Consider the following 14,408-nt stretch of genomic DNA (forward strand, 5'->3'; position numbering starts at 1 on the left):
GCGAGCCTGCCGCCGCGGTGATCCACCGCGGCGGCCGGTCGTGTTGCGGGCTCAGGGAGCCGGTTGACGCTCCGGGTCGGCGTCGGTCTCGCCGGCGATCTCGCCGGCGATCTCGTTGACCCGCTTCTCCTCGCGGACCGAGCGGATCGCCGCGGCGAGTCCCACCGCCCAGAGCACGCCTATCGCGGTGAGCACGACCGTGGTGAGCGTGTCACCGGCCTCGAACTCCTTGAGCAGCGTCCTGGCGTTGGTGAAGACGATCAGCCCGCCGGCCGCGGCGCCCAGGATGCGGGGCGGCAGCCTGCGCACCAGCCACGCGGCGAACGGGGCGGCGATGATGCCACCGATCATCAGCCCGGCGACCACCGTGTAGTTCAGGTCGTGCTCTTCGGAAAGGGCGAACAGGAAGCCGACGCTCGCGGCCAGCGCGACGATGAACTCGGACGTGTCGACCGAGCCGACCACCTTGCGCGGCTCGAGCCTGCCCGAGGAGAGCAGCGTGGTGGTGGCCACCGGGCCCCAGCCGCCGCCACCGCTCGCGTCCACGAACCCGGCCACCAGGCCCAGCGGCGCCAGCATGCGGGCGCCGGGGCGCTTCGTGGTGATCAGCTTGCCGAGCTTGAGGAAGGCGAACCGGATGAGCACGTACAGGCCGAGCACGAGCAGGATCGTGGTGATCCAGACGGAGGCGGACTCCGTCGAGAGCGAGGTCAGCACGTAGGCCCCCAGCACCGCGCCGAGCGCGCCGGGGAGCGCGAGAATACCCACCGTGCGCCAGTCGATGTTGCGGAACTTCCAGTGGGAGATCCCCGAGGCCAGCGACGTGCCCACCTCGGCGAGGTGCACGGCCGCCGAGGCCACCGCGGGCACGGTGCCCGCCGCGACCAGCGTCGTGGTGGCCGTCACGCCGAACGCCATGCCGAGCGAGCCGTCGACGAGCTGCGCGAGAAAACCGGCCAGTCCGAACAGCAGGAGTGTTTGCATGCAGACCTCAGCTTCGAAGGAAACCGCGAGCGTTCAGCGCCGCGGTGAGGGCGGGGACGTTGTGCAGAAAGCGCGGCACAAGGCGGAACCGACCCGCAGCAGGTCGATGTGCCGCCGCTCGACGAGCACTGCCGATTGCCCTCCCATGCCCCGATCGTGGCAGACGTCCACGAGCTGGTCCAACATTTCTCACGATTTGAAAGGATTACTTGCAAGGTGTTTCTTAATGCGTGAAATTAAATCATTGGTAATGCCGTGAAATTAACTGTGGCGATCATCCCGAGTGCCGGAATCGTTTGACAGGGCAGCGACGGACGTATTGATTTCACCCGTGAAGAAAGCGAGGTTGGGTGTGGGGAAAAGGTTGCCCGCGGCGGTCCGGGACGTGCCGGGGGCCGGAGGGGTCCGCGAGTCCAACGCCGCGGCGGTGCTGGGCGCGATCAGGGCGGACGGCCCGCTCTCGCGCGCGGCCATCGCGCGGCTCACGGGGCTGAGCATGCCGACCGTGAGCCGTCAGGTCGCCGCGCTCGCGGAGCTGGAGCTGCTGCGCGAGGTGCCCGGCCTGCCGGCCACGAGGGAGGTGGGCAGGCCCACGGTGCCGGTGGACCTCAACGACGACGTGATCGCCGCGTGTGGCGTGCACATCGGCATCACGACCACCACCTACGGCCTCACCAACCTGCGCGGCGGGCTGCTCGGCAGCGAGCGCATCGCGACCCCGTCGGGCGAGCCCGAGAAGGTGCTCGGCGCCATCGCCGACGAGGTCGGGGCGTTCCTGCGAGGCTGGCCGGAGCGCAAGATCATCGGCGTCGGCCTCGCCATCGGCGGGCAGGTGGACGCCGAGCACGGGCTGCTCCACCACGGCCCGCTGGGCTGGCGCGGCGTGCCCGCCCGCGCCGTGCTGGAGGGTGTGACCGGGCTGCCGGTGCACCTCGACGGTCACGTGCCCGCCATGGCCACCGCGGAGCTGCTGTTCGGCGCGGCGGGCAGGGCGCACAGCTCGTTGTACTTCTACGCGCGCGAGATGGTCGGCGTCGCGATCGCGGTGGACGGGGTGCTGCACCGGGGGCCCGGCCAGTCCGGCAGCATCGCCCACCTGCCCGTGGGCGGTGACGTGCGCTGCGCCTGCGGCCGCACCGGCTGCCTCGAGGCGACGGTCGCCGAGCGGGCCGTGGTGGAGCGGGCCGTGCGCGCGGGCGTGATCGCCGAGCCGCACTTCGGCCTGCTCCGCGGCGCGGCCGCGGCCGGGGACCAGGACGCCGACCGGATCCTCACCGAGCGCGCGAGAGCGCTCGGGCGCGCCGTCGGCATCCTGCGTGACGTCGTCAACCCCGAGCTGGTGGTACTCGGCGGGCAGGCCGTCACCGACGCGCCCGCCTACCTGGAGGAACTGCTCGGCGCGTTCCGGGAGACCACCGCGCTACCGGGTACCGATCTGGTCGAGGTGACCCAGTTCGGACCCGACGTGCAGGCGATGGCGGCGTGCACGGGCCTGCTGACGCAACTCTACGACCACCCCCTGTCGATCCTGGGCGCGTAGCCCGCGCGAGTTCCGCGCTCGGGCCCGCGAGTCCCCCGTTCGGGACGGCGAGTTGCGCGCTCGGGACGGCGAGTTGCGCGCTCGGGACCGCGAGTGCCCCTTCCGGGCGTGAGTTGCCCGTTCCCGCCCCGGGCCGAAGCGAACCGGAACGCGCGACTCGCGGACCGGAGTGCGCGACTCGCGGGCGGGAGTGAACGACTCGCGCGCTGGAGTGCACGACTCGCGGGCGGGAACGCACGGTCACTGTGTGGTCTTTCCCTCCGTCGCGTAGAGGTACTCGATGTCGGCGGCGTAGCGGTCGGCGATGACGCGCCGTTTGAGCTTCAGCGTGGGCGTCAGCTCGCCGCTCTCGGGTGTCCACGGCCTCGCCAGCACGTGGTAGCGCTTCACCTGCTCCGGCCGAGACAGCTCCTCGTTGGCACCGTCGACGGCGCGCTGCAGTTCCTCCCGCACGACCGGGTGCGCCGCCAGCTCGCCGAGGTCCGTGGTCTCGAGGCCGCGCGCCTTGGCCCACGCGGGCGCCGCCTCCTCGTCGAGCACCAGCAGCGCCGTCACGTACGGTCGCTGGTCGCCGATGACGGCGGCGTAGCCCACCAGCGGGTGCGTGCGCAGCAGGCCCTCGGCCCTGCTGGGAGCGATGTTCTTGCCGCTGGAGGTGATGATCAGCTCCTTCTTGCGGTCGGTGATCCGCAGGAAGCCGTCGTCGTCGACGGTGCCGATGTCCCCGGTGGCAAGCCAGCCTTCGTCGTCGGTCGCGCGTTCGATGGTGCCGTCGGCGGAGAGGTAGCCCTCGAACACCAGCGGGCCGCGCACCTCGATCTCGCCGTCCTCGGCCAGCCGCAGCTCCATGCCCGGCATCGGCATGCCCACGGTGCCCGCCCGGTACTTGTCGACGAACGTCGTGGTCGCCGCGCCCGTCGTCTCCGAAAGGCCCCACACCTCCATGATCGTGATGCCGAGACTGCCGAAGAACTCCAGCACCGAAGCGGGAATCGGCGCCGCGCCGCTGCCGAAGCGGGTCGCCTTGTCGAGCCCGAGCTGCTCGCGCAGCGGCCGCAGCACCGCGCCGTCCGCCTGCTCGAACGCCGCCGCGACCTCGGCGGGCGGCTCGCTGCCGTCGGCGCGGATCTCGTACACCCGCGCGGCCACCTCGCGGGCCTTGTCGATCGGCGCGCGGTGCTCCTGCGGCAGGGATCCGAGGATGCCCTGGATCCCGGCGGCCATCTTCTCCCACACCCTCGGCACGCCGAAGAACCCGTGCGGACGCACCTCTTTCAGCGTGGGCAGCAGCTGTGTCTGATCAGGACAGACGGTGACGTGGGCCGCGCTGAACACCGGCAGGTACATGCCGAGCACCCGCTCGGCGATGTGGGCCAGCGGCAGGTAGGCCACCAGACGGGGGTTCGGCTCCACCGGGTTGAGCAGCTCCTGCGCCGCGCTCTGGTAGATGACGTTGGTGTGGCTGAGCACCACGCCCTTGGGGGTGCCGGTGGTGCCCGACGTGTAGATCATCGTCACCGGGTCGGCGGCCCGGACGGCGTCGGTCCAGCGCTCCAGCTCGGCCGGATCCCGGCGGTGCAGCTCGCAGCCGCCGCTCATGAGGTCGTCCCACGCGACGAACCGGGCGTCGCCCTCCGGGATCGCGGTGGCGTCGAGGACGACCACGGCGCGCAGCGCGGGCAGCGCGCCGAGCACCGGGCCCCACCGATGCAGCTGGGCGGCGCCCTCCAGCACGATCACGGTGGCCGCGCTGTGGGTGGCGACGTGGCGGACCTGCTCGGTGCTCAGGGTCGCGTAGGTCGTGCACGGCAGCGCGCCGAGGTGCACGGCGGCGAAGTCGGCGACCCAGTGCTCCGGCCTGGCGGAGACGTCGATGAGCACGCGGTCGCCGTGCCGCAGCCCGGCGGCCTTGAGCCCGTGGGCGGCGAAGGCCACGGCCTCGCGCAGCTCCGCCCAGCTCAGCGTCGTGCCGTTGCCGGTCAGCGCCGGTTTACCGCCGTGTTCCCTGGCGTTGCGGCGGATCAGGGACGGGACCGTCCAGGTGCCGGCGCTCTCGCGGACTTCGGATGCGGTTGTCACAGCGGGTGCTCCTCTCACAGCAGCTTGACGTCGTCGACGAGCCAGCGCTCGTCCTGGTGCAGCAGGGTCATCTGCATGCGGTTGCGGTCGATGCGTGGCTGCGGGCTGTTGGTGTTGGTGATGGTCTGGTCCACGAAGAGCACCACGACGGCGCGGTCGCTGTCGGCCTCGGCGACGCCGGCCGTCAGCACCGCCCCCTTGGAGACGGCCTCGTGCTGCTTGATCAGCTCGGTGAGGTTGCGGCTCACCTGCCGGTACTGCTCGGCGAACCTCCCGGTGGCGCCTGCCTCGACGGCGCTGAAGTTGCCCTGGAGGTCGTTGAAGTCGTACGACGAGAGATCGGTGGCGTAGCGTTTCGCCGCGGCGAGCGCCTCGGTGCGAGCCGTCTCGGCGGCCTGGTGCGCCGCGAACCGGGCGCCCAGGTAGCCGCCCGCGCCCAGCAGCGCCGCGACGGCGAGCACGGCCAGCAGCAGTCTCGGCTTCGGCCGCCTTGACCTCCGCTCGGGCGGGTCCTCCTCGGTGGGCGGGGTGTCGTCGGTGGTGCCGGCCTCGTCCTCGTCCTCCGGCTTATCGTCCACTGTGGACCTGGGTTTCGGCGACGGCTTCCGGTCGGCGATGGTGATGCGCATCATTGGACTCCTTGCAACAGGATCGAGGACCAGGACCGGGGGCCGAGCACGGAGCTCTGCCCGCCCGTCGCGCCGAGCCGGAAAGGCATCTCCTGCCCGGACGCGGCGTCGTAGGCGGGGACCGGGGCCGGTGTCCCGCCAGGGCGCGGCGCGTTGAGCGCGCCGCGCTGCTCGAGGTCGGCCGAGGGCACGCAGTTCCACGTGAGCACCGGCTCGCGCGGTGCGGTGTCGGTTGGCGTGCGGCGTGGCGTGTCGTTGTAGCACACCGGTCCCTGCGTGCCGACGAGGTAGAAGCTCGCGGTGTCGCCCTTGACGATGCCGCCCAGCTCGCCGAACGCCTGCGGCATCGAGATGAGCAGCTGTTCCACGGCGGGCGCCCGCATGCCCACCAGCTGCGTGGTGCTCACGAGGTTGCCGAGCAGCGTGGCGAGCGCGGGTTCGTTCTCCCGCATGAGGTCCACCACCTGGCGCGTGGGCGCCGGGACGTCGTGCAGGAGCGTGCGGATCGCGGGCTCGTTGCCGCGCAGGCTGCCGGTGAGCGACCGCAGTGCCGAGGTCAGCTCGCGCAGCCTGCCGCCGTCGGCGAGCAGCCTGCCGTTGTTGATGATCCGCTGGATCTGCGGTGCCCGTTCCCTGGCGAGGTCCAGCAGCTCGCGGACGTTGTCCACGGTGCGGGTCAGCTCGGGCGCGGTGCCGCTCAGTCCCGTGGCGAGCGCCTCGCCGACCACGGCCACGTCGTCGGCGGGCAGCGTGTCGGCGAGCGCCATGAAGTCTTCGAGCAGGGTCTCCAGCGGCAGCGGCCTGCGGGTGTCCTCGCCCTCGATGACGGCGCCGTCGGCGAGGTAGGGCGGGTTTTCGTGCTCCGGCCGCAGGTCGACCCGCAGGATCGCGAGCGGGCTGTCCATCGTGACCACCGCGGTCGCACCGGCCGGGATGCGGCTGTCCGGGTCCACCGACAGCACCACGTCCACGCCGGTCCCGCTCCCGGCGATGCGCACGTCGGTGACCTCGCCGACGCCCACACCGCGGTAGGTGACCTGGGAGCCGATCGTCGCGCCGCCGGTGTCGGGCATCCGCACCGTGACGGTGAGCGGGTCGCGCAGCGCGGTCGGGCCCAGCACATTGGTCGCGACGTAGTAGCTGCACGCCAGGCCGATGACGGCGAACAGGGCGAGCTGGACGACGGCGAGGCGGTTCACCTGGCACCGCCTTCCAGCAGGGCGGTCAGGTCGCCGACCACCGGCTGGGACGCGCCACCGAAGTCGGGGTTCAGGATCTCCGCGATGGTCAGCGGCACCTCCAGCGTGCCGTCGAGCATGAGGTAGTCGCCGGGGGTCGCTTCCCGCAGCAGCACGGTGAAGTTCTGCAGGCTCGTCAGCGTGGGGCCGAGCCTGCCCTGAAGGGATGCGAGGTTGTCGAGCACGGGCCGCAGCCGTGCCAGCTGGCCGGTGAACGCCGAGCCGGTCTCGTCGAGCAGGCCCTGTGCCGCGGTGCCCAGCGAGTTGACGTTGCCGAGCAGCGCGGTGAACCGCTCGCGTTCGGCCAGCAGTGCCCGCAACGCCGGCTCGATCTCGGTGAGCGCGCGCTCCAGCGTGGGCCGGTTCGCCGCGAGCTGACCAGACAGCGCGTGCATCGAATCGATCGCGCTGACGAGCTCACCGCTGCGGGCGTCGAGGGAACCGAGCACCGTGTCGAGCTCGGCGAGCAGGCCGCGGACCTTGCCCGCGCGGCCGCCGAGCGCCGTGTTGGCCTCGCTGACGATCGTGCGAACCTGGTCGATGCCGGAGCCGTTGAGCAGCGTGCCCACCACGGCGAGGGTGCTCTCCACATCGGGGCCGCGGGAGGTGCGCTCCAGCGGGATGGCCGGGCGCTGCGCCAGCGTCGGCCCGTCCCGCCGCGGCGGCGGCTCGAGCACCACGAACTCCTCACCGAGCGCGGAGGTCAGCTCCAGCCTGGCGCGCGTGTTCGCGGGAAGCTCCACATCGGACTGGATGTCGAGCTCGACGATCGCGCGGTAGTCCTCGGTGCGGATCTCCGCCACACGGCCGACCGTGGCCTGGCCGATCTGCACCGTACCGCCGACGGGCAGGCCGGCGGCGTCGGTGAACTCGGCCGTGACGCGGTAGACCGGGCCCTCGGCGCCGGAGATGCCCGCGGCGTTCTGCAGGCTGAGCCCGCAGCCCGACGCGAGCGCGGCGGTGGCGAGCAGGGGCAGCCACGCGAGGCGTCTCATCGGCCACCTCCGTTCAGCGCGGCGTCGAGCCCGAGCGCGTCCGGCACCCGGGGCGGGAACGGGATCGGGTTGTAGACGCCCGCGCCGGAGCAGAGCGGGATCGGGATCCGCTCGCACAGCCGCGCGGTGGCGGGGAACTGGCTGAGGTTGGTGGAGATGTCGAGCCGGAGCCGCAGCCGCTCGTCGTCGGTCACGGCGCGGCTGAAGTTGTCGAGCGCGAGTGGCAGCGTGTCGATCGTCTCGGCCAGCTCCCGCTGGTGCGCCACGAGGTTGGTGCTCAGGTCGGTCAGCCGGGACAGGTCGCCGGTCAGCTGGTCGCCGTGCTCGTCCAGCAACCTGCCGAACGTGCCGAGCACGCGGGAGAGCTGGTCGATGGACTGGGTCACCGCGTCCTGCTGCTCGGCGAAGTCGCCCGCCGCCTGGGACACCGTGGTGTTCAGCGTGTCCACTGTGGATCGGTGGTCGGCGAGCAGCCGCACGAGCCGGTCCACGTTGTCGAGCACGGCGCCGATGTCGCCGGTGCCGCCCGCGACGAGGTCGGTGGCCTGGGTGATGTCGGTGACGGCGTCGCGCAGGGCCTGCCCGTTGCCGCCGAGCGAGTCCGCGGCGCTGCTCAGGAGCGCGCCGACGCCGCCCTCGGCGTTGGCCCCGGCGGGGCCGAGCGCGGTGAGCAGCTCGTGCAGCGAATCCGTCAGCTGGTCCCACTGCACGGGCGTGTGCGTGCGCTGAACCGGGATCACCGCGCCGTCGGCGAGTGCGGGGCCGCCGGTGTCGGCGGGGGAGAGCTCGACGAACCGGTCGCTGATCACGGCGGGGCTCATGATGTAGGCGTGCGCGTCGCGCGGGACGCGCGTGTCCGGGGGCAGGCTCATCGTCACCCGCACCGTCGCCCCGCGGGGCTCGACCTCCTCGACGGTGCCGACGGGGACGCCGAGCACGGCGACGCGGCTGCCGGCGAAAACGCCGCTCGCCGAGGGGAAGTCGGCGGAGATACGCAGTTGCGGTTCCGGCCGGAGGAACGTGTACCAGCCGACGGCCGCGACGAGCGCCAGCGCGAGGACGATGGAGAGCGAGCGGGAGAGCGAGCGTGTCATCGGCAGCCCTCCAGCAGTCCGGCGAGGCACAGCAGGTTGTCCGGGATCGGCCCGGCCGGTCCGGCGACCTCGCCCCACGGCCCGTTGCCGGTGGCGTTGGCGAGGTAGCGGCTGCCGGGCCCGAGCAAGCGCAGCACCTCGCTGATCGCGGCGTCCCCGCGCGCGAGCGTGTCGGTGACGGTGTGCAGGTCGTTCAGCAGCGGGCCGAGCAGTGGCTCGTTCTCGCGCAGCAGCTCGTCGAGGGCCGTGGTGAGCGTGTCGACGTCGGTGATCAGTTGCCGGATCACCGCGCGGCGCGAGTTCAGCGTCTGCGCCACCAGCTCGGCGTCGCCGAGCATCGTGACGAGGGTGTCGCGCTGGTCGAGCAGCTCGGTGGTGAGCGTTCGCACGCCGCCGAGCAGGTCGCGGAACTGGCCGTTGCGGTCGCCGACGATCTCGGTCGCGCGGCTGACCCCGCCCAGCGCCTGGCCCAGCAGCTCCCCGTTGGGCGCCTTGTCCTGCAGCGTCGCGATCATGGTGCGCAGCCGCCCGGTGTCGAGCTCCTCGGTGGTGCGCACGGCGTCGGTGCCGAGGGCGTCGAGGCTGTAGGGCACCTGGGTGCGGTGCAGCGGGATCGTGCCGTCCGCGAGCGTTCCGGACCCGCCCGGCCGCACCGCGAGGTAGCGGGTGCCGAGTACGGTCGCAAGCTTCACCGCGGCGGTGGTGGTCTCGCCGAGCGGCTGGCCGTTGTCGAGCCGGAACCGCACCCGCACCCGGTCGCCGGCGAGCTCGACGCCGGTGACCCGCCCTGCCGGAACGCCGGCGACGTGCACCTGGTCGCCCTCGGTGAGCCCGGCCGCGTTGGCGAACTCGGCGGTGTAGGCGTCGGTCGACGCCTGGAACGTCAGCCTCGGCACGAGAATGGCGGCGCCGACGAGCACCGCGAGCGCCAGCGCTGCGACGGCGCCGCCGAACGCCGGGCCGCGGCGGGCGAGGAAACCGCTCATCGGCAGACCTCCGAATGCGGTCCCATGCCGAGGTCGAGCGGGGCGCCGCCGATGATGTCGATGCTGAGATTGCAGACGTAGACGTTGACCCACGTGCCGTAGTCGAGGGTCCGCCCCACCGTGCCCATGAAGTCGGGCATCCCCCGCAGCAGCGTCTCGAAGCGTTCCTGGTTGGCGACGAGCTCGCCGCTCACGGTCTTGAGCGCCCGCACATCCCCCGTCAGGTGTGGCTCGATGTCGCCGAGCAGGCGGGTGAGCGAGCCGGCGAGCGCGGAGCCGCTGTCGAGCGCGGCGGCGATCTCCCCGCGGCTGTCCGCGGCGAACGACGTCAGGTCGGCGAGGCTCGTGACGAGCCCGCGCAGGTCGTCGCGGTGGGCGTTCATCGTGTCCATGGCCGCGGTCAGGTTGGTCATGACCTCGCCGAGCACCTCGTCGCGGCTGTCGAGTGTGCCGGTCAGGGAGATCACCTTGCTGAGCAGCCCGTCGATCGACGTGGTCTCGCCCTGGAAGACGGCGACGATCTCGCCCGCGAGCTGGTTGACCTGCCCGGGGTCGATCGCGTCGAACAGCGGCTTGAACCCGTTGAACAGCGCGGTGAGGTCGAGCGGGGGCCTGGTGCGCTCCACCGGGATCGTCGCGCCGGGCTCCAGCTCGCCCTCTCCGTCGGTGAGCGCGAGGTAGCGGGAGCCGAGCAGGTCGGCGTAGCGGATCACGGCCTGCCCGTTCGCGGCGACGCGCTGGTCCGCCCGCACCTCGAACGTCACGTGGGCCCGGCCGTCGCGCAGCTCCAGCGCGGTGACCTTGCCGACGCGCACGCCCGCGACGTTCACCCGCGAACCCGGGTTCAGTCCCTGCGCGTCGGTGAACACGGCGTGGTAGGTCACCGTGTCGCCGGTGAGCGGATCGGTGAGCGTGTTGATCACGAGCACCGCCGAGAGCGTGCACACGGCGACGAACGCGGTGAGCTTGGCGAGGGTGGCGCGGACGTTCACGGGACCACCACCCGCGAGCCGCGCAGCAGCGGGCCGAGCAGCAGCGTGAGCAGGTCGGGCTGCTGGTTCCGTGCGGTCGGCTCCGGCAGCAGCGGCGCGAGCTCCTCGACCGTCCGTTTCTCCTGCGGGCTGCCCACCGGGCCGGTGAGCCCGCCCGGCGCGGGTGTCCGCTGCTCGGACCGCGCGGGCACGGGATCGCCGCAGTTGGGGCCGTCCAGGCCGGGATAGCGAGGGCAGTCCTCGGCGGTGTAGGGGTAGGGCTGGTCGAACGTCAGCGCCGCGCTGATCTTGAACCGGCCGGTCGCGAACACGCGTTCGGCGCCCTGGAGGAAGAAGCCGGCCGCGTCGAGCACCTCCTCGGCGGCATCGGGGTGGCGGCCGAGGACGTCGGCGATCGGCTCGGTGCTGTGCGCGAGCCGGATGACGCGATCGGCGCTGCCGACGAGCATGCGCTCCGACTGGGCAGTGAGGTCGATCCCGGCGGCGAGCACCTCACCGAGCGACCGCCGCTCGGCCACCACGGTCCGCGACAGGGCCACGGCGTCGTCGAGGGCACGCATCAGGTCCGGCGCGCTCGCCGAGAGGTCGCGGACCAGCTCGGCGACGGTGGTGAGGTCCTCGCCGAGCGAGTCGATCAGTGGCCGCGCCGTGCCGGTGAGCTCGGCGGCGTCGTCGATCATGGCGCCCAGCTCCGCACCCCGGCCACGCAGCGTGTCGGCCAGCGCCGTCAGCGCGGCCTGCAACTCGGCCGGGCGCAGCGCCGTGATCAGCTCGTAGAGGCGCGCGTAGGCGTCGTAGAGCCGCACCGTGCGGCCCGAGGTGTCGGCCGTGAGCACGGCGCCCCCGGCGAGACTGCCCTCCGGCTCGGCGCCCCGTGGCACGGCGAGGTCGATGTACTGGTCGCCGAAGAGCGTCCTGGGCAGCAGCCGCACCTGGACGTTGGCGGGAACCCGGTCCAGCAGCGCCGGATCCAGGTCCAGGCTCAGGTTCGAACCGCCGGGACCGGCGTCGACCGCGGCGAGCCTGCCGACCGGCACACCCCGGAACTGCACGGGCGAGTCGTCCCGGATCGGACCCGCCGAAACCGGGAGGGTGGCGGTGACGGCGGCGCCGCCGCTGGACGAGCCCTCGCCGGTGGCGACGAGCGCGACCGACCCCGTCACGAGCGCGATCGCGACGGCGAGCCCGCGCAGCGCGAGCGAGGCCCTGCTGGTCTCCCGTGCCATGCCTACGTCCCCAGTCCCGGCAACGTGGGCCTCGGGCCCCAGAACGCGAGCGTCAGGACGACGTCCAGCACCGTCACGGCGACGATGCTCGTGCGCAGCGCGCGGCCAGCCGCCTTGCCGACGCCCTCGGGCCCGCCGCCGGCGTAGTAGCCGTATCCACAGTGGACCAGCGTGATGATCATCGCGAAGATCACGGCCTTGAGCAGGGAGTACCCGACGTCGGTGGGCGTGAGCACCAGGTGGAAGTAGTAGTCGTAGGTGCCACTGGACTGGCCCTTGATGTTGACCACGGCGAGGTTGGTCGCCGCGTAGGAGGCGAACAGGCCCACCAGGTACAGCGGGATCACCGAGATGAACGCCGCGGCCATGCGCGTGCTCACGAGGAATGGCAGTGAGGGCACGGCCATCGTCTCCAGCGCGTCGATCTCGTCGGAGATCCGCATGGCGCCCAGCTGGGCGGTGAACCCGGTGCCGACCTTGGCGGCGAGCGCGATGCTCGCCACCACAGGGGCGATCTCGCGGGTGTTGACGAGCGCGGACATCAGGCCGGTCATGGGGGAGAGGCCGATGAGGTCGAGCCCCCGGTAGCCCTCGAGGCCGATCTGGGTGCTGGCGACGGCCGACATGGCGAAGACGACGCCGATGGTGCCGCCCCCGGCGAGCAGCGACGCCGAGCCGAAGCTGATCTCGCTGACGTGCCGGATGACGTGCCGCCAGTACCGCCGCATCGCGGTGGGCACGTGCAGCAGGACCCTGGCGTAGAACGTCGAGTGCAGGCCGAGCGCGGCGAAGGCGTCGACCACCGGTCTGGCAGCGCGTGCGGGGTACCCGCCGAGGATGCCGACCGCCATCAGTACGCCCCGCGTGCGGGCACGATCGCCGAGTACAGCTCGGTGAGCACGGTGTTGGCGACGAACACGAGGATGAACGCCAGCACCACCGCCTCGTTCACCGCGTCGCCGACGCCGCTCGGACCGCCCTTGGCCGTGAGCCCCTTGAAGCACGACACGAGCGCGGCGAGGATCCCGAAGCACACGGCCTTGAGCTCGGCGACGAGGAAGTCCTCCAGCCGGGAGAACTGGGTCAGGCTCGCCAGGAAGCTACCCGGCGAGTCGCCGAGCACGATCACCTGGAACGCGAAGCTCGCGGTGATCCCGACGGCCATCACGAGGCAGGCCAGCAGCGCGGTGACGAGGATCGCCGCGAGCACCCTGGGCACCACGAACCGCTCCACCGCGGGGATGCCCATCACCTCCATGGCGTCGACCTCCTCGCGGATCTTGCGAGCGCCGAGGTCCGCGCACATCGCGGAGCCGCCGACGCCGGAGATCATCAGCGCGCAGATCAGCGGGGAGGCCTGCGCGACGATCACGAACGCCACCACCGCGCCGCCGTAGCCCTCGGCGCCGAGCTGTCCCGCCATCGAGCCGACGTTGAGCGCCACCACCACGCCGAGCGGGATCGTGACGAGCAGGGACGGGAAGGTGGTGACGGACGCGAGGAACCATGCCTGCTCCAGCACCTCACGCCAGGCGAGCCTGCGCCGGGCGAGGACGGTGCCGAGTGTGGAGAAGGTGCGCACGGAGAAGTTCAGCAGCATGCCGACCTGCGTGAACGCGTCGCCGAGCGCCGTGCGGGACGGTGGCGCCTCGAAGCTCATCACGCCGCCCGTACGGACCTTGGTGAACCGGTATTCGCACGCGCCCTCTTGCGGGCGCGGAGCACGACCCCGTAGGCGAGCGGGGCGAGGCGCAGCGGCTCGGGTGCCCTGCGGTACACCGCCCGCACCGTGCGGGCGAAGCGTTCCAGCCTGCGCTGGTCACGATCGGTCCACGGCAGGCCGAGCCGTTCGCGCAGCACGGGAGGCAGGGTACCCACCGTCGTCATCCGCACCAGCCTGCCCGACGGCACCGCAACGACCTTCCACAGTGGATCCGGGAGCAGTGGCCACGGCTTCTTCGGGTGGGTGAGCGCGGCCAGCACGTCCTCGGTGCTCCGGTTGGCCTCCAGCGTCGAGTTCACCATCTCGTCGAAGTGCGACTGCGCGGCCTTCCAGCCGGGCGCGAGGTGCTGAGGCTTGATCCCGAGGGCGAGGCCGACGGCGCGGAACTCGCGCCACATCCGCTCCAGCTCGGCGTCGGTGAAGGGCTCGCCGAACCACGCGGCGGTGTCCACCATGTACTTCGCGAGCGTGAGGTGCACCCACGCGTAGGCCTCGGGATCGAGCGCGTGGTAGCGCCTGCCCTCGGAGTCGACGCCCTTGATGCCCTTGTGCAGCTCGAGCAGCCTGCGGCCCTCGGCGTGGGCGCCCTGGCCCATGCCGTACACGAAGCGGATGGTCGACAGGTGCGTGCGCCAGGCCCGCACCCACGGCTTCTCCTTGAACTCGGAGTGGTCGAGCACCCCGGCGCCCACCACCGGATGCGCCACCTGCAGCAGCAGGCCGGTGCCCGCCAGGAAGACCCCCGGTGCGGCGGCGAAGCGTTCCCACGTCACCGAGCCGGGCCCGGGCAGCTCGCCCGCTCCGGCCATGGTGTCGTCGTCCATGACTGGCCTCCGTGATGGCACCGTTGCGAATCCCGATTAACCTAGCTGTTTGACATGGGTCGTTGTCAAGTCGTGCTCGATCCGCCCGAGTAGAGTCG

The 14,408-nt window shown here is 72.1% G+C and carries 14 protein-coding genes; 1 reads left to right on the forward strand and 13 read right to left on the reverse strand.

From position 1 onward, the window contains the following. Window positions 1-51: 51 nt before the first annotated feature. Both FCN18_RS13305 and FCN18_RS40855 read right to left on the reverse strand, forming a co-directional pair. Window positions 52-984, reverse strand: coding sequence for a sulfite exporter TauE/SafE family protein (locus FCN18_RS13305; protein ID WP_137095197.1), 933 nt, complete (start codon window positions 982-984; stop codon window positions 52-54). A 33-nt stretch (window positions 985-1,017) separates the two neighbouring features. After that, on the reverse strand, window positions 1,018-1,170 hold the full coding sequence (locus tag FCN18_RS40855) for a putative leader peptide (RefSeq protein ID WP_407675776.1): 153 nt from the start codon (window positions 1,168-1,170) through the stop codon (window positions 1,018-1,020). Between the two features lie 178 nt (window positions 1,171-1,348). On the opposite strand from FCN18_RS40855, the gene FCN18_RS13310 reads away from it, so the two are divergent. Beyond that, complete coding sequence (locus FCN18_RS13310; protein ID WP_228713930.1) at window positions 1,349-2,524, forward strand: ROK family transcriptional regulator; 1,176 nt, start codon at window positions 1,349-1,351, stop codon at window positions 2,522-2,524. Between the two features lie 240 nt (window positions 2,525-2,764). On the opposite strand, the gene FCN18_RS13315 is transcribed toward FCN18_RS13310, so the two are convergent. From FCN18_RS13315 to FCN18_RS13365, 11 genes are read right to left on the reverse strand one after another with little or no spacing between them, the layout of a single operon-like run. Beyond that, complete coding sequence (locus tag FCN18_RS13315; protein ID WP_137095200.1) at window positions 2,765-4,603, reverse strand: AMP-dependent synthetase/ligase; 1,839 nt, start codon at window positions 4,601-4,603, stop codon at window positions 2,765-2,767. 14 nt (window positions 4,604-4,617) lie between these two features. Then, entirely contained in the window at window positions 4,618-5,232 is a 615-nt protein-coding gene (locus tag FCN18_RS13320; RefSeq protein WP_137095202.1) for a VirB8/TrbF family protein, read from the reverse strand. Then, window positions 5,232-6,431, reverse strand: coding sequence for an MlaD family protein (locus FCN18_RS13325; protein ID WP_137095204.1), 1,200 nt, complete (start codon window positions 6,429-6,431; stop codon window positions 5,232-5,234). Before FCN18_RS13325 ends, FCN18_RS13320 begins: the two co-directional genes overlap by 1 nt. Beyond that, on the reverse strand, window positions 6,428-7,465 hold the full coding sequence (locus tag FCN18_RS13330) for an MCE family protein (RefSeq protein ID WP_137095206.1): 1,038 nt from the start codon (window positions 7,463-7,465) through the stop codon (window positions 6,428-6,430). The genes FCN18_RS13325 and FCN18_RS13330 overlap by 4 nt, the downstream gene beginning before the upstream one ends. Then, window positions 7,462-8,559: an MCE family protein gene (locus FCN18_RS13335; RefSeq protein WP_137095208.1), complete on the reverse strand. Its 1,098-nt coding sequence runs from the start codon at window positions 8,557-8,559 to the stop codon at window positions 7,462-7,464. The genes FCN18_RS13330 and FCN18_RS13335 overlap by 4 nt, the downstream gene beginning before the upstream one ends. Beyond that, entirely contained in the window at window positions 8,556-9,545 is a 990-nt protein-coding gene (locus tag FCN18_RS13340) for an MCE family protein (protein WP_137095211.1), read from the reverse strand. The genes FCN18_RS13335 and FCN18_RS13340 overlap by 4 nt, the downstream gene beginning before the upstream one ends. Continuing rightward, on the reverse strand, window positions 9,542-10,537 hold the full coding sequence (locus FCN18_RS13345; protein WP_113644654.1) for an MCE family protein: 996 nt from the start codon (window positions 10,535-10,537) through the stop codon (window positions 9,542-9,544). The genes FCN18_RS13340 and FCN18_RS13345 overlap by 4 nt, the downstream gene beginning before the upstream one ends. Next, on the reverse strand, window positions 10,534-11,763 hold the full coding sequence (locus FCN18_RS13350) for an MCE family protein (protein WP_137095213.1): 1,230 nt from the start codon (window positions 11,761-11,763) through the stop codon (window positions 10,534-10,536). The genes FCN18_RS13345 and FCN18_RS13350 overlap by 4 nt, the downstream gene beginning before the upstream one ends. A 2-nt stretch (window positions 11,764-11,765) precedes the next feature. Further along, window positions 11,766-12,614, reverse strand: a complete 849-nt coding sequence (locus FCN18_RS13355) for an MlaE family ABC transporter permease (RefSeq protein WP_112268767.1) — start codon at window positions 12,612-12,614, stop codon at window positions 11,766-11,768. After that, window positions 12,614-13,423 carry an MlaE family ABC transporter permease gene (locus FCN18_RS13360; RefSeq protein ID WP_137095215.1) on the reverse strand — a complete coding sequence of 270 codons (810 nt, stop codon included), beginning with the start codon at window positions 13,421-13,423 and terminating at the stop codon, window positions 12,614-12,616. Before FCN18_RS13360 ends, FCN18_RS13355 begins: the two co-directional genes overlap by 1 nt. Further along, window positions 13,423-14,310, reverse strand: a complete 888-nt coding sequence (locus tag FCN18_RS13365; RefSeq protein WP_112268771.1) for an oxygenase MpaB family protein — start codon at window positions 14,308-14,310, stop codon at window positions 13,423-13,425. The genes FCN18_RS13360 and FCN18_RS13365 overlap by 1 nt, the downstream gene beginning before the upstream one ends. Window positions 14,311-14,408 lie beyond the last annotated feature (98 nt).

Source organism: Prauserella endophytica, from assembly GCF_005146945.1.
GTDB classification, from domain to species: Bacteria; Actinomycetota; Actinomycetes; order Mycobacteriales; family Pseudonocardiaceae; genus Prauserella_A; species Prauserella_A endophytica.